The following is a 21,559-nucleotide window of genomic DNA, read 5'->3' as shown; positions in this document are numbered from 1 at the left end:
CACAGAGGCTACGCCCGAGATCCGACCGGGTTCAAGGGCTTTTCTCTGAGCAGGTGTGCCCGGTCGCGGTGGGGCAGGATGGGCGTCATGACGACCCCCTTCCGCATCATGACCGTGTGCACCGGGAACATCTGCCGGTCCCCCATGGCCGAGATCGTCCTGCGCGAACGCCTGGACGCCGCCGGCCTGGGCGAGCACGTGGTCGTCGACTCGACGGGCGTCAGCTCTGAGGAGGTCGGCAACCCGATCGACCGCCGGGCCCGGACGGTCCTCGTCGCGGCCGGCTACTCCGACGCGGCGCTCGACACGCACCGGGCGCGACGCACCGCCTCCGCCGATCTCGCAGACCGTGAGCTCGTCGTCGCGATGACCGCCGACCACGCCCGGGTGCTGCGTCGGCTCGCCGACGCGCCCCAGGAGGCAGACGGCCCGGACAGCATCCGGATGTTCCGGTCCTTCGACCCGCAGGCACCGCGCGTGGCCGAGCAGCGCGACGAGCACCGGCTCGACGTGGCCGACCCCTGGTACGGCGGCATGCAGGACTTCGAGGAGTGCCTGGACCAGGTGGAGGCTGCGGTCGACGGGATCGTCGAGCACGTGCGCACCCAGCTCGCTCGACGCGACGACCGCGGGTAGCAGAGGTCAGGAGAACCCGTACCCGCGCACCGTGTCGTACGAGACGGTCACGAGGGCGTCCCCGACCACGAGGTGCTCGACGGTGTTGTCCCAGTAGAAGTCGTCCCCGGCCATGTCCGACTCGTACGCGAGCTGCCAGGGGCTCTCGCCGGTCTCGAGGTCGACGGCCGTGAGCTCCCAGTACGAGCCGAGGACGAGTACGCGCCCGTGGAGCGCGCTCGTGGCGTAGGACCGCGCCGACGCCGTCCACGCTTCCTCCCCGGTGCGCAGGTCGAGCGCGAGCAGCTGCGCGGACTCCTCGTACCAGGACGCCTGGACGACCGTGTCGTCGACCACGAGGTAGGTCGTGTCCAGGACGTCGGTGCGCTCGGGAGCGGTCCAGAGTGGATCACCGGTCAGGGAGTCGTACGCGGTGCTGCCCGCGCCGACGACGCCGGCCATGCTCTCGCTCGTCCCGAACCGGCCCCACGGGGAATCGGGGAAGGTCAGCTCCGTCCCGTCCGGCCGCGTGAGGGTGGTCGTCGAGGTCCCCTCTGTGGTGCCGTCTCCGTCGGTGAAGGTCGTCCGCGTCGTTGCGCCTCCGGGCCAGAGGCCGAGGCGCCCGTCATCGTCGGAGCGCCCCAGGCGGGCGTCCCCGGTCGCGAGCTCGACGAGCATCGTGGACCCGGAGACCTCGAACGCGGCCTTGCCCTCGTCGGTCGTGTACTCGCCCCAGTACTCCGTCGCGGGGACGAACCCGGGCTGCGACTCCTCGACCCAGAACCGGTCGACGTCGTCGGGCGTGCCGCGGGACATCATGAGGCGACCGTCGGCGACGTTGCTCCCGGCGACGACGATGTCGTCGCTCACCGCCACGACGTGACGAGGCGTCTGGGGCACCGTGTCGTCACCGAGGATGTCCCCGGCGGCCGTGTCGAGGGTCAGCACGCGATGGTCGGCCGAGCCCTCGGACACCGGCACGGTGCACGCCGTCCGGCGCCCGTCGCCGAGGACGTGGCACGCCACCGGCCGCACCCCGGGGAGGTCCTGCCGCCAGACCTGCGCCCCGGTCGCACGGTCCAGTCCGATGACGGCGGCCGAGTCCCCTCCCCAGGCGGCCAGGACGACGACGTCAGCCTGGTTCGGCCGACCTGCAGGGTCGGGTGCCGCGACGGTGACCCCGGACTCGGACGTTCCCATGAGGTCGGCTGCGCTCGTCTCCCAGGTGGGGACGGGCGTGCTCTCGAAGATCGCCGGGTCGACAGGCTCCGCAGCAGGTGTGGTCGGCACCGGGCTCGGAGGCTCCGTCGCAGGCGAGGAGGTGCCCACGTCAGCGGGATCGGGGCCCTCGTCGCGCATGCTCAGCGCCGCCCACGTGCCAGCGGCGACCACAGCGACCACGAGGACGAGGGCGAGTGCGATCCGCCGGGCACGGCCCGGCGAGCTCGGTGCTGCCTGAGGTTCGGTGGGCATGATCCAGTATCACCCGGCACCGCCTCCTCCGTGGGCGCGGACCGCCGCCCGCTGGAAGACTCCTCGCATGAGTACCGAGACGTCGAGCAGACCGCACCGAGCGAGCCGATGGGAGGACCGCTTCGTCCGCGCGGTCGCCAAGGCGTTGCGCAGCCGTGGCTGGCAGGCCCGCGTCGAGCCGTACACGGGTTACGGGATCGCGCCCGACGGCGACGAGGACGGCTGGGTCCGGGTGCTCGGCCGCGTGATGCTGTCGCCACGGAGCCACCAGCAGCCCGGCACGGAGACGGACCCGACGGCGCTCGAGGAGGACGCGGCCCCCGAGCCCCGGAGCAAGAAGGCCCGCACGACGGCCCGCCGTGGTCCCGAGCCGCTGCGTGCCGTGCGGGGCTGGCGCAGCTTCTTCACCGCGCAGCTCCCGGACGCACCGGTCGAGATCGTCGTCGACGGGGTGACGCACGCCGCGACGACCGACCGCGGCGGCTACATCGACGCGGTCGTCCCGGCGCGGCTGACCACGGGCTGGCACGACGTGCGCGTGCGTGCGGTCGGTGGCGGCCCGGCGGCCCGCACGCCCGTGCGCGTCCTCGACGCCCACGAGACGACCGGACTCGTCAGCGACGTCGACGACACCGTCATGGTCACCGCGCTCCCGCGACCGCTCACCGCGATCTGGAACATCCTCGTGCTCAACGAGGACGCACGGAAACCCGTCAAGGGCATGGCGGACCTCTACGCCGAGATCGAGGCGGCGAACCCCGACATCCCCGTGTTCTACCTCTCGACGAACGCGTGGAACGTCGCCCCCGCCCTCCGCCGGTTCTTCGCGTATCACCGCTACCCGGCCGGTCCCCTCTTCCTCACCGACTGGGGCCCCACGAACACCGGCTGGTTCCGCAGCGGTCGCGAGCACAAGCGCCGCGCGCTGCTGCGCCTGGCCGAGGAGTTCCCGCAGGTGAAGTGGTTCCTCTTCGGGGACGACGGTCAGCACGACCCGATGATCTACGGCGACTTCGTCGACTCCCACCCGGACCAGGTCCGCGCGATCGCGATCCGCCAGCTCACCGCGACCGAGCAGGTGCTCGCGCACGGAGCCCCGACCCCGAACACGGGCTCCCGGACGCAGGCGCGCGCCGCAGCGGGCGCGGTGCCGGTCGTCGGCGCACCGGACGGCGCGGGGCTCAGCCGCGAGCTGCGCAAGGCCGGAGTGCTGCCCGCGACCGGACCGGCGGGGGCTTCGCCTGACACGATGGCACCATGAAGGTCTCCCGCCGCGCCCAGGTCCCTCCGTTCGCCGTCATGGAGGTGCTCGCCGCTGCCAACGCCCGGCGCGCCGCGGGCGAGTCCGTGCTCAACCTCTGCGCGGGCGAGCCGTCGACCGGGGCGTCCGAGGCCGTCCGCCAGCGGGCGATCGAGCTGCTCACGGCCGGTGACCTCGGGTACACGGAGTCGATGGGCGCGCCGCCGCTGCGCGCCGCGATCGCCGAGCACTACGGCCGCTGGTACGACGTCGAGGTCACGCCCGAGCAGGTGGCCGTCACGACGGGCTCCTCCGGCGGCTTCATGCTCGCGTTCCTCGCCGCGTTCGACGTCGGCGACCGTGTCGCGCTCGCGCGGCCCGGATACCCCGCGTACCGCAACATCCTCACGTCGCTCGGCTGCGAGGTCGTCGAGCTCGACTGCGGGCCCGAGACCCGCTACCAGCCGACGATCTCCCAGCTCCAGGAGGCGTACTACGCCGGCGGGCTCGACGGCCTCGTCGTCGCGAGCCCGGCCAACCCGACCGGCACGATGATCCCCGCCGACGACCTGGCCGCACTCGCGCGCTGGTGCGAGGAGTTCGACGTCCGGCTCGTGAGCGACGAGATCTACCACGGCATCACGTACGAGGAGCCGGGGGTCGACGCGGTCCGCGCCGCGACGGCGGCGTCCTACCTCGGCAGCGGCGCCGTCGTCGTCAACTCGTTCTCGAAGTACTGGGCCATGACGGGCTGGCGCCTCGGGTGGCTCGTCCTCCCGGACGACCTCGTCGGCGCGGTCGACGCCCTCGCGAGCAACGTCGCGCTCTGCCCGCCCGCGCTCGCGCAGCACGCCGGCACGGCGGCGTTCAGCGAGGCCGGGTACGCGGCCGCCCGCGCGAACGTCGAGCAGTACCGCGAGTCGCGGCGGCTCGTCCTCGACCGGCTGGACGACCTCGGGTGGGGACCCGTCGCCCCGGCGGACGGCGCCTTCTACGTCTACGCCGACGTCTCGCGCTTCGGCCTCGACTCCGTGACGTGGTGCGAGCGACTCCTCGCCGAGACCGGCGTCGCCCTCACCCCCGGTACCGACTTCGACGGCGTCCGAGGCCACGACTGGGTCCGGCTGTCCTTCGCCGCCGCGCCCGAGGTGGTGGCCGAGGCCGTCGACCGGATCGTCGCCTGGCAGCAGACGCTCGAGGGCCGCTGAGCGTCACACGACGACGTCGACCCCGCCTGCCTGGGCGCGCGTGATCGCGAGCTGGTCCGCCGCGACCTTCGCGGCGTCCGCCGCGAGCGTGGCCTGGTCGGCCTTCTCCCGCACGTGCTGCGCCTGGACGCGCTGGTCCACGACGAGCTGGCGGCGCAGCGCGGTGAGATCCGTCGAGGTGGTCGAGGTGGAGGTGCTGGTGATGCCCGAGACCTGCATGGTCGTGCCCTTCCGTCCGCAGCGCCACGGTGACGCTCCACAGGACTCATCGGCGTCGGTGACGGCGCGCTGCACGTCCCGCGCCTGTGCAGACCCTGTGGGTTGCGGCTGGGCTCCCGGCCGCCGCAGGGCGCCCGCACGCGACCGGTAGGATTGCCGCACAACCACATACTGCGCCGCTCGAGCTGCGGCGGGAGAGCCCTGACCGGCCCCCCGTCATCCCGGACAACGTGTCAGGCGCCGAAGGAGCAAACCCTCCCCGGGAAACTCTCAGGCCCACGTACCGCCGCGGCGAGGCAACTCTGAACAGCAGGCGAGACCGACCGCGGGCACCGTGGCCGGCCGCCTCACCGAAGGGGCAAGCCCGCGCCACCGAGGCGGGCCAAACTCTCAGGTTGACCGTCATGCCCGCCGAGCGGGAGGTGACCCGGTCTGACGACAGAGCGGGGAGGGTCCCGAGCCCACGGCGTGCTGCGCCTGCCCGACCCCCCAGGAGCCTGTTGTGACCCCGACCTTCGCCAGCGCAGGACCCGCAGGAGACCGCTTCGTGGACCGTCACGTCGGCCCGCGCGCCGACCGCCAGGACGGCAGCGACGACGTCCAGGTCATGCTCGACCACCTCGGGTTCGCGTCGGTGGACGCGCTCATCGACACGGCCGTGCCCGCGTCGATCCGCCTCGACGGCCCGCTCGACCTCCCGGCCGCGCTCACCGAGGCCGAGGTGCTCGTCGACCTCCGCTCCCTCGCGGCGAAGAACCAGACGCGCACGCAGATGATCGGGCTCGGCTACTACGACACGATCACCCCGGCCGTCATCCGCCGCGGTGTCCTCGAGAGTCCTGCCTGGTACACGGCCTACACGCCGTACCAGCCGGAGATCTCGCAGGGTCGCCTCGAGGCGCTCCTCAACTTCCAGACCGTCGTCAGCGACCTCACCGGCCTCGACGTGGCCAACGCGTCCCTCCTCGACGAGGCGACCGCCGTCGCCGAGGCGGTCGCGCTCATGTGGCGCGCGGCGAAGCGCGGGCCGGCCTCCGGACCCGGGGTCGTCGTCCTCGACGCCGACCTCTTCCCCCAGTCCCTCACGGTCACGCAGGGGCGTGCCGAGGCGATCGGCCTCCCGGTCGTCGTCGCCGACCTCTCTGAAGGGTTCGCCGACGGTGTCGCCGCAGCCCTCGCCGACGCGGACCTCGAGGGCGCCGACGTCGTGGGCCTCGTCGTCCAGCAGCTCGGCGCGAGCGGTCAGGCGCGCGAGCTCGCGCCGATCGTCGCCGCGGCGAAGGACGCCGGAGCGCTCGTCACCGTCGCCACGGACCTCCTCGCGCTGACGATCTTCACCGCGCCCGGCGAGGTCGGCGCGGACATCGCCGTCGGCTCCGCCCAGCGTTTCGGCGTCCCGCTCTTCTACGGCGGACCGCACGCCGCGTTCATGGCGGTGCGCAAGGGCATCGAGCGGATGCTCCCCGGCCGGCTCGTGGGCGTGAGCGTCGACGCGGACGGCGACCCCGCGTACCGCCTGGCGCTCCAGACGCGCGAGCAGCACATCCGCCGCGAGAAGGCGACGAGCAACATCTGCACCGCACAGGCGCTCCTCGCGATCGTCGCCTCGATGTACGCGGTCTACCACGGCCCGGACGGCCTGCGAGCGATCGCGGAACGCGTCCACGAGCGGGCGACGGTCGTCGCGAAGGGCGCGCGCCGGCTCGGCGTCGAGGTGGAGCACGACGACTTCTTCGACACGGTCCGGCTCGTGGTTCCCGGCCGCGCGGCTCAGCTCGTGGCGGCAGCCGACGCCGCCGGCATCAACCTCTACGGCCCCGACGCCGACCACGTCCAGGTCGCCTGCGACGAGACGACCACGATGTTCCACGTGGAACAGGTGCTCGCCGTGCTCGCCCGGCTCGACGGGGAGGGCAAGGACTTCGCGTTCGTCGGCTCCCGCGAGCCGGTCCCCGCGCGTCTCGCCCGGACGACCCAGTACCTCACCCACCCCGTCTTCCACGCGCACCGCTCCGAGACCCAGATGATGCGCTACCTGCGTGCGCTCTCGGACAAGGACCTCGCTCTCGACCGGACGATGATCCCGCTCGGCTCGTGCACGATGAAGCTCAACGCGGCGGTCCAGATGGAGCCGATCTCGTGGCCCGAGTTCGCGGGCCTCCACCCGTTCGCCCCGCGCGAGCAGGCGGCCGGCTACGCGGAGATGATCGATTCCCTCCAGGCGCAGCTCGCAGAGATCACCGGCTACGCGGCGGTCTCCGTCCAGCCGAACGCCGGGTCGCAGGGCGAGTTCGCCGGCCTCCTCGCGATCCGCAACTACCACCGCTCCCGCGGCGAGGGTGCGCGCACCATCTGCCTCATCCCGGCGTCGGCGCACGGCACGAACGCGGCGTCCGCGGCGATGGCGGGCATGCGCGTCGTGGTCGTGGCGACGGCCGGGGACGGCGAGATCCTCCTCGACGACCTCCGCGCCAAGCTCGACCAGCACGGCGACGAGGTCGCGGCGATCATGATCACGTACCCGTCGACCCACGGGGTCTACGAGGAGCACGTGCGCGAGGTCTGCGACCTCGTCCACGCGGTGGGCGCGCAGGTGTACATCGACGGGGCGAACCTCAACGCGCTCGTCGGCCTCGCGAAGCCCGGACAGTTCGGCGGCGACGTCTCGCACCTCAACCTGCACAAGACGTTCTGCATCCCGCACGGCGGTGGCGGTCCGGGCGTCGGCCCGATCGGTGTCGCCGAGCACCTCGTCCCCTTCCTCCCGGGCGACCCGCTCGACGCCGACGGGGCCACCCCGGTGGCGGCGGCACCCTTCGGCTCGGCGGGGATCCTGCCGATCCCGTACGCGTACGTCTCCCTCATGGGCCCGGAGGGTCTGCGCCGGGCGACGGAGATCGCGGTCGTCTCCGCGAACTACCTCGCGTCCCGCCTGCGTGACGCCTTCCCGGTGCTCTACACCGGACCGGGCGGTCTCGTGGCCCACGAGTGCATCCTCGACCTGCGGCCGCTCACCGCGCAGACAGGCGTCACGGCCGAGGACGTCGCGAAGCGGCTCATGGACTACGGCTTCCACGCCCCGACCCTGTCCTTCCCTGTCCCGGGGACGCTCATGGTCGAGCCCACGGAGTCGGAAGACCTCCACGAGATCGACCGCTTCATCCACGCGATGCTGGCCATCCGAGCCGAGATCGACGAGGTCGCCGCCGGCACCTGGTCGCTCGCCGAGTCACCTCTGCGCAACGCCCCGCACACGGCGACGAGCGTCGTGTCGGACGCGTGGGACAAGCCGTACTCGCGCGAGACGGCCGCCTACCCGGTGGCCGAGCTGCGCACCGCGAAGTACTGGCCGCCGGTCCGCCGCATCGACGGCGCGCGCGGCGACCGCAACCTCGTCTGCTCGTGCCCGCCCATCGAGGCCTACGCCGAGCCCGGCGAGTCCCTCACCACCACGGAGGAGAACCGATGACCGCCGCCACCCGCCTGAGCCCCTTGCACGACGAGCACGTCGCCCTGGGCGCGAGCCTGACCGAGTTCGGCGGCTGGGAGATGCCGCTGCGCTACGGCAGCGACATCGCCGAGCACACGGCCGTGCGCACCGCCGCCGGCCTCTTCGACCTCTCCCACATGGGCGAGATCACGGTCACCGGCCCCGGGGCGGCTGCTGCGCTCGACCACGCGCTCGTCGGCTGGCTCTCGAAGGTCGACGTGGGGCGCGCCCGCTACACGATGATCGCGCAGGAGGACGGTGCCGTCATCGACGACCTCGTCGTCTACCGGCTCGCCGACGAGGAGTTCCTCGTCGTCGCGAACGCGGGCAACACCGACGTGGTGCACGCCGCGCTCGTCGAGCGCAGTGCAGCCTTCGACGCGACGGTGCGGCTCACGTCCGTCGAGACCGCGCTCGTCGCCGTCCAGGGGCCGCTCGCCGAGGGCATCCTCGTCTCGCTCGCGCCGGCCGACGCCGACGCTGTCGCGGGGCTGCGGTACTACGCGATCGTCCCCGCGGTCGTGGCGGGCATCGAGGTGCTCGTCGCACGGACCGGGTACACGGGCGAGGACGGCTTCGAGGTGTTCGTCCCGGCCGACCGCGCCCGGGAGCTGTGGACCGCGCTGCTCGTGGCCGGCACGCCGGCCGGCCTCGTCCCAGCGGGCCTCTCGGCCCGCGACAGCCTCCGCCTCGAGGCGGGGATGCCGCTGTACGGCCACGAGCTCGACCTCACGACGACGCCCTACGAGGCCGGCCTGGGCCGGGTCGTGCGCCTCGACAAGGTCGACGCGGACGGCGCGCCGGTCGACTTCGTCGGGCGCGCGGCGCTCGCCTCGCGCAAGGGATCGCAGCCCGCGCGCGTCCTCGTGGGGCTGAGCGTGCTGGGCCGTCGGCCCGCCCGCGCGGGCTACCCGGTCCTCATGGACGCGACGAAGCCTGACGTCGTCATCGGCCACGTGACCTCGGGTGCTCCCTCGCCGACGCTCGGCCGTCCCATCGCCCTCGCGTACGTCACGCCCGAGGTCTCCGCCGTGGGCACGCGCCTCGCCGTGGACGTCCGTGGGCGGGCCGAAGACGTCGAGGTCGTCGCCCTCCCGTTCTACAGGCGAGACTGAACGGGCTTTTTTCACCCTGCCTCTGTACGCTTCATGAGAACTCCATGAGAGAAGGACCTGTATGTCGAACTTCCCAGCCGGACTCAAGTACACCGCCGAGCACGAGTGGTTCACCGATGACAGCCCCGCCACCATCGGGATCACGTGGACCGCGCAGGACGCGCTCGGCGACATCGTGTACCTCGAGCTGCCCGCGGTCGGGACGACGCTCGTCGCAGGGTCCGTCGTCGGCGAGATCGAGTCGACCAAGTCGGTGTCGGAGCTCTTCTCCCCGGTGAGCGGCACGGTCGTCGAGATCAACGACGGCGCCGTGGACAGCCCGGACCTCGTGAACACCGATCCGTACGGTGCGGGCTGGCTCATCAAGGTCGACGTGACCGAGACCGGACCGGTCCTGACGGCGGCTGAGTACGAAGCGCAGGTCGGTAGTTAACGTTTTGATAACGGACGACAGTGAGGCCTCATACGTGGCGCTCTGTCTGACGATAGGCCAGGTGTCCCGTTCGGGAGGCGCAGTGGCATATGTCCGATTATTCTGAAGTCAGGATCGTCGGGTAGGTGCCGCAACGGAGCCGGTTCTCACCGGCCCGCCGCTCCTGCTGAACCGAAATAGCACGCTGAACTGCGACGATGTCCAGACCAGCAGTCTATGGAACCGGGACGCTGCACGACGGCAGATGTCGGGGTGAAATCCGCGTCATAGACGCGGACCAACCCCCTCTCTCCTAGTAGTAGACGAACCGGTCACCTGATCCAGAGCAGCTGGGCCGCCGGGACAACGTTGGAGGAAACATGACCACGATGGAGTTGTCGGGATCGGCGAAGCCCTCAAACAGCTCGCTGACTCGACGGGAGCGCGTCGTTCTCTCGAACCTCACCGAAGAGGTGACGCTCGAGCAGATCGCCTCGAAGCTGTTCGTCACGCGCAACACGGTCAAGTCGCAGGTTCGTAGCGTCTACCGCAAGCTCGGTGTCTCGACCCGTGCCGAGGCTGTCGAGTGGGCCCGCGAAGCAGGTCTGTACAAGGGTGACAGCTGACGCTGAGACCCGTCCTCCGTCCGGACCGAGGAGCACCGTGGCTGCTCGGTCGACCGATACCCCTGTGAAACATCCGCCTGAGAGGATCTCAGGTATGGAGAACGCAGTGCTAGTGGTCGCAGCCGCGATCGTCGACGACCTGGCAACCCCAGGTGCGCTGCTCGCGGCTCGCAGGTCAAGACCCGCCCACCTCGTGGGGCGGTGGGAGTTCCCCGGCGGCAAGGTCGACGCCGGCGAGACGCCCGAAGAAGCACTCCACCGCGAGATCCGCGAAGAGCTCGGCGTCCGCGTCCAGCTCGGCTGCGAGATCGTCGGCCCCGACGCCGGAGCGTGGATCATCACCGACCGTCACGTCATGCGCCTGTGGTACGCCCAGGTCGTCGACGGTGATCCGGTCCCCCTCATCGAGCACGACGAGCTCCGCTGGTTGTCGAGCGACGACCTGTGGGACGTGCCCTGGCTCGACGGCGACGTCCGCATCGTCGAGACCATCGAGCCGGGCCTCCTCCCGAGCGCCGAGAGCGCCTAGCTGCCGGTTCCGTCCTCGGTGCCCGGTGTCGCTGCTGGGTGCACCGTCTCTCCAGCCAGCACGAGGTAGAGCTCCCGTCGTGCCCGCTCGAGGGTGCGCAGCGCCTGCGCGGCCTGCTCCTCGGACCCGTTCCGCGCGATCTGGTGCGCCGCGCCGCCGAGCTCCTCCATGGCGTCGCGCAGTGCGCGCGCCGGGTGCGCCGACCGTCCCGTCGCCTGGTCCCAGGGCATCGCGAGCTCGTCGCGGTGCTCCTCGACGTGGGCCGCGCCCTCTGGCGTGAGGCTGGCGAGCTTGCGCCCGGAGTCCGCCGTGATGGAGATGAGCCCCTCGTCCTCGAGGAGGTTGAGCGCCGGATAGATCGCTCCGGGGCTCGGTGTCCAGCGTCCGCCGGAGCGCTGGGCGATCTCCTGGATGAGCTGGTAGCCGTGCATGGGCTGCTCGCTCAGGAGGAGGAGGACTGCGCCGCGGATGTCGCCGCGGCCGGCGCGGGACCCGCGACCCGGCCCGCGGTGCGGCCCGCCCGGCCCGCGGCCGTGCCCGCCGTGTCCGCGGCCGCCTCCGGTGCGGCCGGGCCCGCCTGGGCCGAAGCCGTCACCGAGACCGTCGCCACGACCGCGGCCGTGGTCTGCCGGACCGTGACCTCCCGGGTCGACGCTCAGGACGACCGTCGCGGTCTGAGGAGCGGTCCGGGCACCGTGCTGGTGGTGCTGGTAGTGCTCGTGGTGCTCGTCGTGTCGACGACGTCCGCCGTCACGGGGTCCCCCGCGCCGACCGCGGTCGTGGTCTCGGGGGTCGGTCTCGTCGTCGGCGGGCAGGGGGCGCCCAGGGCGCCAGGTGTGTGAGAAGTCGTGTCGCATGGAGAGGTCTCCTTGGGATGGTGCTGGGAACGGGAGAGGGAGGTCGAGCGACCTCTGTGGGGCCGCTGCCGTGGGGCTGCTCGCCTGGCGCCTCGTCGACGTGACGCCGACGGGTGGGGGATCGCAGTCCGGATGCGGGAGCCGGGCCACGTTCTGGGAGGTCGGGCTCGACCGATGGCTCAAAGATATATCGACGATATATCTTTGACAACTCCTCGGTGTGGAGATCTCGTGTCGACGAGATCGAGGGACCGCCCAGGATCCCCCACACTCATCCTCGTGAACACGGGCGGTCTCGGCGTATCGTGGACCAACCGTCCCAGCGCGCGCGGCGGTCCTGCGGTGCGCGCTCGGCACCGACAGCCGAAAGGATCTCCGTGCTCGGATCCATGAACTGCCCGGTGGACGCGCGATGACCGCGCCGCCTCTCGCTCCTGCGGTCACCCTCGTGCCCGCGCCGTCGGCGGCCCACGAGCAGGACCCGCCGGAGACCCACCCGGCGGCCCGCCTCCTCGAGCGCGTCCACGAGCGTCTGAGCCGGCTGCCGCACCCCGTGCGTGTCGCCACGATCACCGTCGTCGGAGCCGTTCTCATCCTGGCGGGCCTCGCGATGCTCGTCCTGCCAGGTCCGGGACTCGTCACGATGTTCGCCGGGGTCGCGGTCCTCTCGACCGAGTTCCCGTGGGCCAGCCGCCTCCTGCACCGCGTGAAGGTCCTCGCGACCCGTGCGTGGGAGGCCTTCAAGGCGACTCGCGCCGGCCAGAAGGTCTTGGTGAGGGTAGACGACCTGCGTCGTCGTCTCAGCTTCCGGCGTCGGGGCCGCACGGGCTGATCGGACGGGCCGACCGCCTGAGCGGCTGGGGCGTGCGCCTACCAGGCCGAGGGCTTGTAGTCCTTGAGGAAGCACCCGAAGACGTCTTCGCCCAGCTCACCGCGGACGATCGGGTCGTAGACCCGGGCCGCACCGTCGACGAGGTCGAGCGGCGCGTGGAAGCCCTCCTCGGCCAGCCGCACCTTCGTCGTGTGCGGGCGCTCGTCCGTGATCCAGCCGGTGTCGACGCTCGTCATGAGGATCGAGTCCGTCTCGAACATCTCGCGCGCGCTGGTGCGCGTGAGCATGTTGACCGCGGCCTTGGCCATGTTCGTGTGCGGGTGCCCGGGCCCCTTGTACCCGCGGGAGAACTGACCCTCCATCGCGGAGACGTTGACGACGTACCGGCGTGAGCCCTCGGTCTGGCGCATGGACTCGCGCAGCCTGCTGATGAGGATGAACGGTGCCGTGCTGTTGCACAGCTGCACCTCGAGGAGCTCGAGGGCATCGACGTCCTCGACGTTCTGCACCCAGGAGTTCGAGTCGACGAGGTCCGGCACGAGGCCGGCTGCGTCGATGGCGGTCGAGCTCGCGACGCGGTCGAGCGAGGCCGATCCGGCGGTGAGCGCGAGCTTGGTCAGGAGGTCCGCCGTCGTCACGGAGGCGTGGGCCGTCGCGGTCTGCGCGGTCGGCACCGACCCCTCGAGGGACGCGGGGTGCGTGTCGTGGCTCCGGCCGAACGTCACGACGTCCGGGAGGTAGCCCGTCGGGAGCGGGGCGTCCTCGGCGGCGGCGAGCGGCGCGTACGCCCCGGGCGAGCGCCGCACCGTCTGCGCGGCGTTGTTGATGAGGATGTCGAGCGGACCCTGCGCGGCGACGTCGTCCGCCAGCGCGACGACCTGGGCCGGGTCGCGCAGGTCGATACCGATGATCCGGAGGCGGTGGATCCAGTCGGCGCTGTCGTCCATCGCCGTGAAACGCCGGATGGCGTCGTTGGGGAACCGCGTCGTGATCGTCGTGTGCGCACCGTCGCGCAGCAGACGCAGGGCGATGTACATGCCGATCTTCGCCCGCCCGCCTGTGAGGAGGGCGCGCTTGCCGGTCAGGTCCGTCCGGGCGTCCCGGCGGGCCCGGTTGAGCGCCGAGCACTCCGGGCACAGCTGGTGGTAGAAGACGTCGACGTCGTTGTAGTGCTGCTTGCACACGTAGCAGGGGCGGGACTTGATGAGACGCCCGGCGGTGGCACCCTGCGCGGCAGGGAGCAGCTCGAGGCCCTGGGTCTCGTCGTCGATCCGTGTGGGTGCGCCCGTCGCGGTCGCGTGGATCACCGCGGTGTCGGCTGTGCGGACAGCGTCCTTCGCAGCGTCGCGGCGCTGCTTCTTCACCGTCTTGTAGAGCTTCGCCGTGGCGCGCTGCAGCGCGATCTTGTCCGGGTGCTCCGGGTCGAGGTCGTTGGCTGCCTCGAGCACCTGGATGGCAGCAGCGAGCTCGGCAGGATCGATAGGCATGTGGACGATTATCCCCCGGATCCGCGGCGTTCTGGGACTGGCTCCGTCACACGACGATGGTGCGCGCCGTGCAGCAGCACGGTCCCGGCGCACGGAGCCTCTCGGACCGGGCGGACCGGCTGGTCAGCGCGCAGGTAGTCTCCCTCGGGTGAACAGCAACGCAGCAGACGACGCCTCCGGTCAGGACCGCCCCGCGGTCGCGACGCCGGACAAGCTCGTCGAGAAGCTCCTGTGGCCGCGCGTCGAGCACGGGCTCTACGAGGAGACCAAGGAGACCATCCGGGTCCTCGCCGAGATCCTCGGGGCCCCACGGGTCGAGTCCGAGCCGAGCGGTTCGTCGCAGTGGGCCGCACAGCTCCTCCACGTCGAGGAGTCGGCGCTGTCGAAGGTCGAGCGCGATCTCTCCAACACCCAGCTCCTCCTGCACGGCTACGTCCTGGCCACGTGGATGCAGACGCACGAGGACTCGATCCAGATCTTCGGGTCCAACAGCACCGCGCCCCAGTGGCGACCCCTCGACCTCGGCGAGGAGCACACCCGCTCCGTGCCCTTCCACCTCTCGACCTACTTCCCGGCGGGCACGCTGCGCGAGAGCGGCATCGTCGTCCACATCTGCGGCGGCTACCCGGCCGACATCACCGTCTACACCGAGCCCGGGCGGCGCGACGTCGCCGAGTCCGTGCTCGACGAGTTCCAGACCGAGCTCCGGGGCGAGGGAAACCCGTACCGCGGGCGCGTGCTGCAGGTGTCGAGCGACCACGGGTCGCAGATCCGCCTCGCACCGATCACACCGACCACCGAGACGCGCGCCGACCTCGTCCTCAGCGAGAAGGTCTGGCACGAGGTCGAGCTGTTCCTGTCCGCGGGCACGAACCGTCGCGACGACCTCCTCGCGCTCGGGCTCTCGACGAGCCGTGGCCTGCTCCTCGCCGGCCAGCCCGGGGTCGGCAAGACGAAGCTCGGCCGGATCGTCGCCGCCGAGATGGCCGGGACCCTCACGGTGCTCGTCGCGGACCTCGACGTCATGAGCTCGGCGTCCGAGAACCTCTACCAGGAGGTGGAGAAGCTCGGCCCCACCCTCGTCATCCTCGAGGACATCGACGCCGTCGCCGACAAGGGCATGCGGAAGTCCCCCGGGTTCTCCGAGTTCATCAACGCGCTCGACGGCGCGCGGGTCCGCAACGACATCCTCACCCTCGCGACCACCAACGACCCCGGTTCCCTCGACCCGGCGGTCAAGCGTCCGGGGCGCTTCGACGTGATCGTCGAGGTCCCGCTGCCCACGCAGACCGCCCGTGAGGAGATCCTGAGGATCTACCTGCCCGGGCGGGGCGAGTCGCTCGACGTGCGGGCGATCGCGAAGACGCTCGACGGCGCGAGCGGTGCCGAGCTCCGTGAGGTGGCGCGTCGCGCGGTGCTCGAGCACGGCACCGCCGACCTCACGACCGCGCACATCCTCGAGATCACCCAGACGGGTCGCTGGAAGCCCGCCCCGGCGACGGGGCACTACCTCTGACGCGTTCGGCTACCAGGCGTCCGCGGGGCGGTGGTGGGCCGGCGGGACGGTGACCTCGCCGTGCTCGCCCGGGGTCAGGTACGTCCGCGCGAAGGCGAGCGACGTCGCGACGTCCTCGCGACGCTCGGCCGCCGTGCGTGCCTTGCGCGTCCCGATCTCGACGACCACGTCGCCCGACCACCCGGTCCGCAGGAGGTGACGCAGCACGTCCTTGCACGGCTGTGAGCCCCGCCCAGGGACGAGGTGCTCGTCCTTGTTCGACCCGGAGCCGTCCGCGAGGTGCACGTGCCGGAGGCGGTCGCCGAAGGCCTTGACCATCTCGAGGCTGTCCTGGCGCGCGGTCGCCGCGTGGGAGAGGTCCAGGGTCACTGCGTCATAGGCGTGCTCGGTGGGGTCCCACCCCGGGAGGTAGGCGCCGTAGTCGCGGCGCTTGGACCGCCACGGGTACATGTTCTCGACCGCGACGGTCAGCCCGGACTCGTCGGTGAGCTGCTGGACCTGGTCGACGAACTGCCGCGAGTACTTGCGCTGCCACGCGAACGGCGGGTGCACGACGACCGTGCCGGCGCCGAGCGAGTGCGCCATGTCGACCGCCTTCGCGAGCTTCGGTCCGGGCTTGCCACCCCAGACGTTCTGGCTCACGAGGAGGGTCGGTGCGTGGATGCTGCGGATCTCGACGCCGTACTCGGCGGACAGGTGGGTGAGGGCGTTGTCGTCCTGCGTCGTCGAGTCCGACCACACCATGACCTCGATGCCGTCGTAGCCGAGCTCGGCGGCGAGCTGGAACGCGTACGCGACCTTGCGCGGGTACACGGACGCGCTCGAGAGGGTCACCTTGATGGGGGAGTCGGGGGCGCTCGCGGCGGCGGGTCCTGCGTCCTTCATGGCATCGCGCATGTTTCCACACTATCGCCCAGATCGGTACGATCGCCCGTGCTCACACTCGGACCTGTCGATCCCCTGCCGCTCCGCCCCCGTCGTGTCACGGTCGCGGGTACGCCGGGGTCAGGCAAGACGACGCTCGCCCGGCGGATCGCCAGGGTGCTCGACCTCCCGCACACCGAGATCGACGGGCTGTACCACGGGCCGGGCTGGGAGCCGCGGGAGTCGTTCGCCGAGGACGTGAGGGCTCTCGTCGCGCAGGACGCATGGGTGACCGAGTGGCAGTACACGGTCGCGCGGCCGCTGCTGCTCGAGCGCGCAGACGTTCTCGTGTGGCTCGACCTCCCGGTCGCGACCGTCATGCGTCAGGTGCTCGGGCGGACCGTCCGTCGAGGTGTGCGGCGCGAGACGCTGTGGAACGGGAACGTCGAGCCGCCGCTGTGGACGCTCGTGCGCCGAGGGGACCAGAACATCCTCGACTGGGCCTGGACCACCCGGCACAAGCTTGCGGGGCTCGACCGGCGGCTGGAGGTCGAGGCACCGCATCTCGTGCTCGTCCGGCTGCGGTCGCGAGCCGAGGTGGAGAGCTGGGTGCGGCGTGTGTCGGAGGACCTCGGCCGAGACAGACCTTGACCGGACTCTTCCAATCTTTCAGTCTTGGCGTTAGCCTTCCGTTACACAACACCTGAGCGGGAACTTCACCCGCACGGAACCACAGCTAGGCCGCCGCGACCATGGCGGCACGACGGGAGCCGTCAGTGAAACGGTCTGCGCGGATCCTCGGCCTCGGTCTCGCCCTGCTCTTCTTCTCGCTCATGGTCGGCGGGGCGCTCGCCTACGTGCACCTCACGGACGCGTTCCCCGAGGTGGTCGACCGTCGGATGCTCGTCATGATCGGCTTCGGCGTCGTGGTGCTGCTCGTCGTGGCCGTGGCGAGCATCTGCGTGGGGATCGTCCGGGCGGCCGCAGCGATCGACCGGATCGCCGACGAGACCCAGGTGTTCGGCCGGTGGACGCGCCTCGCCGGGTCGGAGTTCCCCGCGTCGGCGCTGAAGAACGCCCGCCAGACCGCGAAGCGCGGGGCAGAGACGAGCGGCGCGAGGCAGCGCCACGCGCGCCCCGCGACGAGCGCCGTCCCCACCGTCCGCACACCGACCGCCGCCGTCTCCCGCGTCGAGGCTGCCCGTGCCGACACCGCGCACCTCGACTCGCGGTCCGAGCTCGACGAGCACCAGCGCAAGCTCGTCGCGCAGTACCGGGCCGAGCGCGGCCGCTGACCGTCCGCGGCGCCGGGCCGAGCACCGCTCACGGGGGAGCGGTGCTCGGCTCAGGAACCGGTCGGTCTCGCCGGTCGGTCACGGAGCGGCTGCGTCGGACAGGCTGCGTCGAACCGGCTGCTCAGCCCAGCTGCCCGCGCACCGTGCGCGCAGCGGCGACGAGGTGCCGGAGAGACGGGGTCGTCTCGGCATAGCCGCGCGTCTTGAGCCCGCAGTCCGGGTTGACCCACACGAGCGCCGGGTCCACGGACTTCACCGCGAGCTCGAGAAGGTCCGTGACCTCCTCCTGCGACGGGACGCGCGGCGAGTGGATGTCGTAGACACCCGGACCGACCCCGCGCGCGAAGCCCGACGCCGCGAGCTCCGGCAGGATCTCCATGCGCGAGCGGGCCGCCTCGATCGACGTGACGTCGGCGTCGAGGGCGTCGATCGCGCCGATGACCTCACCGAACTCCGAGTAGCACAGGTGCGTGTGGATCTGCGTGTCCGCGCGCACGCCCGCGGTCGCGAGCGTGAACGACCCGACCGACCAGTCGAGGTACGCCGGCTGGTCCGCGCGGCGCAGCGGGAGGAGCTCGCGCAGCGCCGGCTCGTCGACCTGGATGATCGCGATGCCCGCCGCCTCGAGGTCCGCGATCTCGTCACGCAGGGCGAGGCCGATCTGGTTCGCCGTCTCGCCGAGAGGGATGTCGTCCCGGACGAACGACCAGGCCATGATCGTCACCGGCCCGGTGAGCATGCCCTTGACCGGCTTCGCCGTGAGGGACTGGGTGTACTGCGTCCAGCGCACCGTCATGGGCGCCGGGCGCGAGACGTCGCCCCAGAGGATGGACGGGCGGGTGCACCGGGAGCCGTAGGACTGGACCCAGCCGTTGCGCGTCACCGCGAAGCCGTCGAGCAGCTCGGCGAAGTACTGGACCATGTCGTTGCGCTCGGCCTCGCCGTGCACGAGGACGTCGATCCCGATCTCCTCCTGGAGGTCGACGACCCGGCCGATCTCCGCGCGCATCTCTTCCTCGTACGCCTCGAGCGACAGGTCGCCCTTCGCGTGGGCCGCGCGCGCCTTGCGGATCTCGACCGTCTGGGGGAACGAGCCGATCGTCGTGGTCGGCAGGAGCGGGAGGCCGAGCCGCACGGTCTGCGCCGCGCGGCGCTCCTCGACGGACCCGCGGTGGAAGTCCGCGTCCTGCAGCGCGGCTGTGCGCTCGCGGACCCCCCGGTCGACGACACCCTCGGCCTCGGCGCGGCTCGCGACGGCGGCGCTCGCGGCGAGCAGCGCCTCGTGGATCGCCTCCCGACCCTCGGCCAGACCCTCGGCGAGGGTGACGACCTCGGCGACCTTCTGGTCGGCGAAGGCGAGCCACGAGCGCAGGAGCGGGTCGAGGTCGGGCTCGTCGTCCGCGTCGTGCGGCACGTGCTGGAGCGACGTCGAGGTGCCGACGGAGACGGCCCCCGCGCCGAGACCCTCGAGCTGCTCGAGGATCGCGAGCTTCGCGGAGAGGTCGGCGCGCCAGATGTTGTGGCCGTCGACGACGCCGCCCACGAGCGTCTTGGTCTCGAGCCCCGCCACGGGCCCGGCCGGGGCAGCGCCCTTGACCAGGTCGATCGCGACGGCCTCGACGTCGGTGGCCGCGACGACCGGGAGAGCGTCCTGGAGGTCGCCGAAGGGCGCGCCGACGAGGATCGCCGGGCGGTCCCCGCGGGCGAGGTCCGTCGCGAGCACGCGGTAGGCCTCGGTGACGGCCGCGTGCACCTCGGCGAGCGGCACGTCGATCGTGTCGGTGACGAGACCGGGCTCGTCGAGCTGGACCCACGGTGCTCCGGCGGCGGCGAGCGAGCGGAGCAGCTCGGCGTAGACCGGGAGGAGGTCGGCGAGGCGTGAGAGCGGCTGGAAGCCGGTCGGCGCGTCGTCCGACGGCTTGCTCAGCAGGAGGAACGTCACCGGCCCGACGATCACCGGTCGCGTCGTCACCCCCTCGGCCTGAGCCTCGACGAACTCCCGGACGATGCGGTCGGAGGCGAGGCGGAACGCCGACTCCGGGCCGATCTCGGGCACGAGGTAGTGGTAGTTCGTGTCGAACCACTTCGTCATCTCGAGCGGGGCGTCGTCGCCCGCGCCACGGGCCACCGTGAAGTAGCCGGTGAGGTCGAGACCGCCGTCCTCGTCCCGGAGGGCCGCGAAGCGGGACGGCACGGCGCCGACCGTCACCGCGGCGTCGAGCACCTGGTCGTAGAAGGAGAACGAGCCGGGGACCGACGCGTCGTCGGCGCGCAGGCCCAGGGCGACGAGGCGGTCGCGCGTCGCCTTGCGGAGCGTCGCGGCCGTCGTCTCGAGCTCGGTCTCGTCGATACGGCCGGCCCAGAAGGACTCGACCGCCCTCTTGAGCTCGCGTCGCGGGCCGATCCGCGGGTAGCCGAGGATCGTCCCTGCCGGAAAGGTCGGAAAGGTCGCGTCGTTCTGGGCAGAGCTGTGCCCGTGAGGTGTCGTCATGGTCATCCCTTAGAGAGTTGCCGCGATGAGCGGAGTGGTGTGCGGGGATGCGCCGACCCACGGCCCGCTGGCCAGGTCCGGACCGGCGCCGGGGAGGACCCCGGTCGTCTGTCCGCCGCCGAGGTGTACGCCCTCGAGCAGGTCAAGTGCGGCTTCGTGCTTGTTGAACGTGTAGATGTGCAGGCCCGGGGCTCCGGCTGCGAGGACGGCACCGGCGAGCTCGACGCTCGCCCGGATGCCGAGTCTGTGGCGTGCGGCCGGGTCCGAGACCGCTTCGAGGTCTCGGACGAGGGCCGCCGGCGCGGGGACACCGGTGAGCGCCTCGACCCGCGCGAGGCGGGCGGGGTCGGTCATCGGGAGGATGCCCGCGAGGATGGGGAGAGTCACGCCGGCGTCGCGTGCTTCCGCGACGAAGTCGACGTACGACTCGGGCTGGTAGAAGAGCTGGGTCATCGCGAAGTCGGCGCCCGCCTCCTGCTTCTGGAGCAGGCGAGCCACCTCCTGGCTCCGCGTGGTCCCGGCAGCGTGGTTGCCGTCGAGGAAGGTGGCGACAGCGATCGTCAGCGGGTGGGCCGCCGAGCGCAGCGCGGTCGACGGGCTGGACGCACAGCGACCCGCCTCGACCTCGCGCAGGAGAGCGACGAGCTCGTCGGAGGAGTGCACGCCGTCCGGGTGCGGCGCCCAGTCGGGCTGGTCCGCCGGGGGGTCCCCTCGCAGCGCGAGGAAGCTGCGCACGCCCTCGGCGAGGAACTCGTCGATGACCTCGGCGACGTTGCTCCGGGACGCCCCGACGCAGGTCAGGTGGGCGATCGGCAGCACCGGGGTGTGCTGGATGAGGCGGCTGACGACGGTTCGGGCGGTGTTGCGATCGGTGCCGGCGGCGCCGTACGTCACCGAGATGAAGTCGGGGCGCGCGGCGACGAGGCGCTCGGCGGTCGCCCAGAACTTCGGGGCCGCGTCGGGGTTGCGCGGGGGCATGAGCTCGAACGACACGGTGGGTCGTTGCGGCTCGGTGGGACGCTGAGGGGTGGTCGGTGCGGTACGGGAAGCCTTCATGGGTCGCTCCATCGGACCTGGCGTTAGCACCCGCACCCTCAGGAGGCTTCCATTGTGGGGGGTTGCTGCGGCGTCGACGAGCCAGGACTCTCGACCGCTCTGGATGGTTGACCCAGCGTAAGACGCATCCACCTGCTGATCAACACTGTGACCGCCTGGTGAGACGCGGGCGGACGCAGAGAGGGGGGGGGGGGGGGGGGGGGGGGGGGGGGGGGGGGGGGGGGGGGGGGGGGG

At 71.8% G+C, this 21,559-nt stretch carries 19 protein-coding genes and 2 riboswitches; of the genes, 12 read left to right on the top strand and 7 right to left on the bottom strand.

The features are described 5' to 3' along the window. Window positions 1-87: 87 nt before the first annotated feature. Window positions 88-636: a low molecular weight protein-tyrosine-phosphatase gene (locus ABKW26_RS14955; protein WP_348594596.1), complete on the top strand. Its 549-nt coding sequence runs from the start codon at window positions 88-90 to the stop codon at window positions 634-636. Window positions 637-642: 6 nt separating this feature from the next. Here the strand turns inward: ABKW26_RS14955 and ABKW26_RS14950 are convergent, their stop codons facing one another. Beyond that, window positions 643-2,088: a PQQ-binding-like beta-propeller repeat protein gene (locus tag ABKW26_RS14950; protein WP_348594595.1), complete on the bottom strand. Its 1,446-nt coding sequence runs from the start codon at window positions 2,086-2,088 to the stop codon at window positions 643-645. Between the two features lie 67 nt (window positions 2,089-2,155). Between ABKW26_RS14950 and ABKW26_RS14945 the strand changes: the two genes are divergently transcribed. Then, the gene (locus tag ABKW26_RS14945) at window positions 2,156-3,349 is read left to right on the top strand and encodes a phosphatase domain-containing protein (protein WP_348594594.1); all 1,194 of its coding nucleotides are present in this window, start codon (window positions 2,156-2,158) and stop codon (window positions 3,347-3,349) included. Next, window positions 3,346-4,536: an aminotransferase class I/II-fold pyridoxal phosphate-dependent enzyme gene (locus tag ABKW26_RS14940; protein ID WP_348594593.1), complete on the top strand. Its 1,191-nt coding sequence runs from the start codon at window positions 3,346-3,348 to the stop codon at window positions 4,534-4,536. Before ABKW26_RS14945 ends, ABKW26_RS14940 begins: the two co-directional genes overlap by 4 nt. 3 nt (window positions 4,537-4,539) lie before the next feature. Here ABKW26_RS14940 and ABKW26_RS14935 read toward each other — a convergent pair whose 3' ends face one another. Beyond that, window positions 4,540-4,755 (bottom strand): hypothetical protein, encoded by a 216-nt coding sequence (locus ABKW26_RS14935; protein WP_348594592.1) that lies wholly within the window; start codon window positions 4,753-4,755, stop codon window positions 4,540-4,542. Between the two features lie 181 nt (window positions 4,756-4,936). Then, window positions 4,937-5,051: riboswitch (glycine riboswitch) on the top strand. 251 nt (window positions 5,052-5,302) lie between these two features. Here ABKW26_RS14935 and gcvP point away from each other — a divergent pair. The 5 genes from gcvP to ABKW26_RS14910 all read left to right on the top strand — a co-directional run bounded on the left by gcvP (window position 5,303) and on the right by ABKW26_RS14910 (window position 10,927). Further along, window positions 5,303-8,224, top strand: a complete 2,922-nt coding sequence (gene gcvP / locus ABKW26_RS14930) for an aminomethyl-transferring glycine dehydrogenase (protein ID WP_348594648.1) — start codon at window positions 5,303-5,305, stop codon at window positions 8,222-8,224. Further along, the gene (gcvT, locus tag ABKW26_RS14925) at window positions 8,221-9,360 is read left to right on the top strand and encodes a glycine cleavage system aminomethyltransferase GcvT (protein WP_348594590.1); all 1,140 of its coding nucleotides are present in this window, start codon (window positions 8,221-8,223) and stop codon (window positions 9,358-9,360) included. Before gcvP ends, gcvT begins: the two co-directional genes overlap by 4 nt. A 61-nt stretch (window positions 9,361-9,421) precedes the next feature. Continuing rightward, on the top strand, window positions 9,422-9,793 hold the full coding sequence (gene gcvH / locus ABKW26_RS14920; RefSeq protein WP_348594589.1) for a glycine cleavage system protein GcvH: 372 nt from the start codon (window positions 9,422-9,424) through the stop codon (window positions 9,791-9,793). A gap of 359 nt (window positions 9,794-10,152) precedes the next feature. Beyond that, window positions 10,153-10,398, top strand: a complete 246-nt coding sequence (locus ABKW26_RS14915; RefSeq protein WP_348594588.1) for a LuxR C-terminal-related transcriptional regulator — start codon at window positions 10,153-10,155, stop codon at window positions 10,396-10,398. A gap of 94 nt (window positions 10,399-10,492) precedes the next feature. Beyond that, window positions 10,493-10,927, top strand: coding sequence for a (deoxy)nucleoside triphosphate pyrophosphohydrolase (locus ABKW26_RS14910; RefSeq protein WP_348594587.1), 435 nt, complete (start codon window positions 10,493-10,495; stop codon window positions 10,925-10,927). On the opposite strand, the gene ABKW26_RS14905 is transcribed toward ABKW26_RS14910, so the two are convergent. Further along, the gene (locus ABKW26_RS14905; RefSeq protein ID WP_348594585.1) at window positions 10,924-11,784 is read right to left on the bottom strand and encodes a PadR family transcriptional regulator; all 861 of its coding nucleotides are present in this window, start codon (window positions 11,782-11,784) and stop codon (window positions 10,924-10,926) included. The genes ABKW26_RS14910 and ABKW26_RS14905 overlap by 4 nt on opposite strands. 412 nt (window positions 11,785-12,196) lie before the next feature. Here ABKW26_RS14905 and ABKW26_RS14900 point away from each other — a divergent pair, with 412 nt between their 5' ends. Then, on the top strand, window positions 12,197-12,616 hold the full coding sequence (locus ABKW26_RS14900) for a PGPGW domain-containing protein (protein ID WP_348594584.1): 420 nt from the start codon (window positions 12,197-12,199) through the stop codon (window positions 12,614-12,616). A 38-nt stretch (window positions 12,617-12,654) separates the two neighbouring features. Here the strand turns inward: ABKW26_RS14900 and ABKW26_RS14895 are convergent, their stop codons facing one another. Next, window positions 12,655-14,103: an SDR family NAD(P)-dependent oxidoreductase gene (locus tag ABKW26_RS14895; protein WP_348594582.1), complete on the bottom strand. Its 1,449-nt coding sequence runs from the start codon at window positions 14,101-14,103 to the stop codon at window positions 12,655-12,657. A gap of 148 nt (window positions 14,104-14,251) precedes the next feature. Between ABKW26_RS14895 and ABKW26_RS14890 the strand changes: the two genes are divergently transcribed. Next, complete coding sequence (locus tag ABKW26_RS14890) at window positions 14,252-15,619, top strand: ATP-binding protein (protein ID WP_348594581.1); 1,368 nt, start codon at window positions 14,252-14,254, stop codon at window positions 15,617-15,619. Window positions 15,620-15,628: 9 nt separating this feature from the next. Here ABKW26_RS14890 and ABKW26_RS14885 read toward each other — a convergent pair whose 3' ends face one another. Then, a complete protein-coding gene (locus tag ABKW26_RS14885; protein WP_348594580.1) occupies window positions 15,629-16,516 on the bottom strand; it encodes a sugar phosphate isomerase/epimerase in 888 nt (295 codons plus the stop codon). Between the two features lie 36 nt (window positions 16,517-16,552). On the opposite strand from ABKW26_RS14885, the gene ABKW26_RS14880 reads away from it, so the two are divergent. Next, window positions 16,553-17,134, top strand: coding sequence for an AAA family ATPase (locus ABKW26_RS14880; RefSeq protein ID WP_348594578.1), 582 nt, complete (start codon window positions 16,553-16,555; stop codon window positions 17,132-17,134). Between the two features lie 125 nt (window positions 17,135-17,259). Then, window positions 17,260-17,778, top strand: coding sequence for a hypothetical protein (locus ABKW26_RS14875; RefSeq protein WP_348594577.1), 519 nt, complete (start codon window positions 17,260-17,262; stop codon window positions 17,776-17,778). A gap of 121 nt (window positions 17,779-17,899) precedes the next feature. Here the strand turns inward: ABKW26_RS14875 and metE are convergent, their stop codons facing one another. Then, window positions 17,900-20,269 (bottom strand): 5-methyltetrahydropteroyltriglutamate--homocysteine S-methyltransferase, encoded by a 2,370-nt coding sequence (gene metE, locus ABKW26_RS14870; protein ID WP_348594575.1) that lies wholly within the window; start codon window positions 20,267-20,269, stop codon window positions 17,900-17,902. Between the two features lie 9 nt (window positions 20,270-20,278). Next, window positions 20,279-21,325 (bottom strand): methylenetetrahydrofolate reductase, encoded by a 1,047-nt coding sequence (locus ABKW26_RS14865; protein ID WP_348594573.1) that lies wholly within the window; start codon window positions 21,323-21,325, stop codon window positions 20,279-20,281. 5 nt (window positions 21,326-21,330) lie between these two features. Continuing rightward, window positions 21,331-21,435: riboswitch (SAM riboswitch) on the bottom strand. Window positions 21,436-21,559 lie beyond the last annotated feature (124 nt).

Source organism: Sanguibacter sp. 25GB23B1 (genome assembly GCF_040012415.1).
Classification (GTDB): Bacteria; Actinomycetota; Actinomycetes; order Actinomycetales; family Cellulomonadaceae; genus Sanguibacter.
This window is presented reverse-complemented; position numbering and strand designations above follow the sequence as displayed.

Coding starts and splice junctions, on each gene's coding strand:
- ABKW26_RS14955 (WP_348594596.1), top strand. CDS start 88: ATGACGACCCCCTTCCGCATCATGACCGTGTGCACCGGGAACATCTGC.
- ABKW26_RS14950 (WP_348594595.1), bottom strand. CDS start 2,088: ATGCCCACCGAACCTCAGGCAGCACCGAGCTCGCCGGGCCGTGCCCGG.
- ABKW26_RS14945 (WP_348594594.1), top strand. CDS start 2,156: ATGAGTACCGAGACGTCGAGCAGACCGCACCGAGCGAGCCGATGGGAG.
- ABKW26_RS14940 (WP_348594593.1), top strand. CDS start 3,346: ATGAAGGTCTCCCGCCGCGCCCAGGTCCCTCCGTTCGCCGTCATGGAG.
- ABKW26_RS14935 (WP_348594592.1), bottom strand. CDS start 4,755: ATGCAGGTCTCGGGCATCACCAGCACCTCCACCTCGACCACCTCGACG.
- gcvT (WP_348594590.1), top strand. CDS start 8,221: ATGACCGCCGCCACCCGCCTGAGCCCCTTGCACGACGAGCACGTCGCC.
- gcvH (WP_348594589.1), top strand. CDS start 9,422: ATGTCGAACTTCCCAGCCGGACTCAAGTACACCGCCGAGCACGAGTGG.
- ABKW26_RS14915 (WP_348594588.1), top strand. CDS start 10,153: ATGACCACGATGGAGTTGTCGGGATCGGCGAAGCCCTCAAACAGCTCG.
- ABKW26_RS14910 (WP_348594587.1), top strand. CDS start 10,493: ATGGAGAACGCAGTGCTAGTGGTCGCAGCCGCGATCGTCGACGACCTG.
- ABKW26_RS14905 (WP_348594585.1), bottom strand. CDS start 11,784: ATGCGACACGACTTCTCACACACCTGGCGCCCTGGGCGCCCCCTGCCC.
- ABKW26_RS14900 (WP_348594584.1), top strand. CDS start 12,197: ATGACCGCGCCGCCTCTCGCTCCTGCGGTCACCCTCGTGCCCGCGCCG.
- ABKW26_RS14895 (WP_348594582.1), bottom strand. CDS start 14,103: ATGCCTATCGATCCTGCCGAGCTCGCTGCTGCCATCCAGGTGCTCGAG.
- ABKW26_RS14885 (WP_348594580.1), bottom strand. CDS start 16,516: ATGCGCGATGCCATGAAGGACGCAGGACCCGCCGCCGCGAGCGCCCCC.
- metE (WP_348594575.1), bottom strand. CDS start 20,269: ATGACGACACCTCACGGGCACAGCTCTGCCCAGAACGACGCGACCTTT.
- ABKW26_RS14865 (WP_348594573.1), bottom strand. CDS start 21,325: ATGAAGGCTTCCCGTACCGCACCGACCACCCCTCAGCGTCCCACCGAG.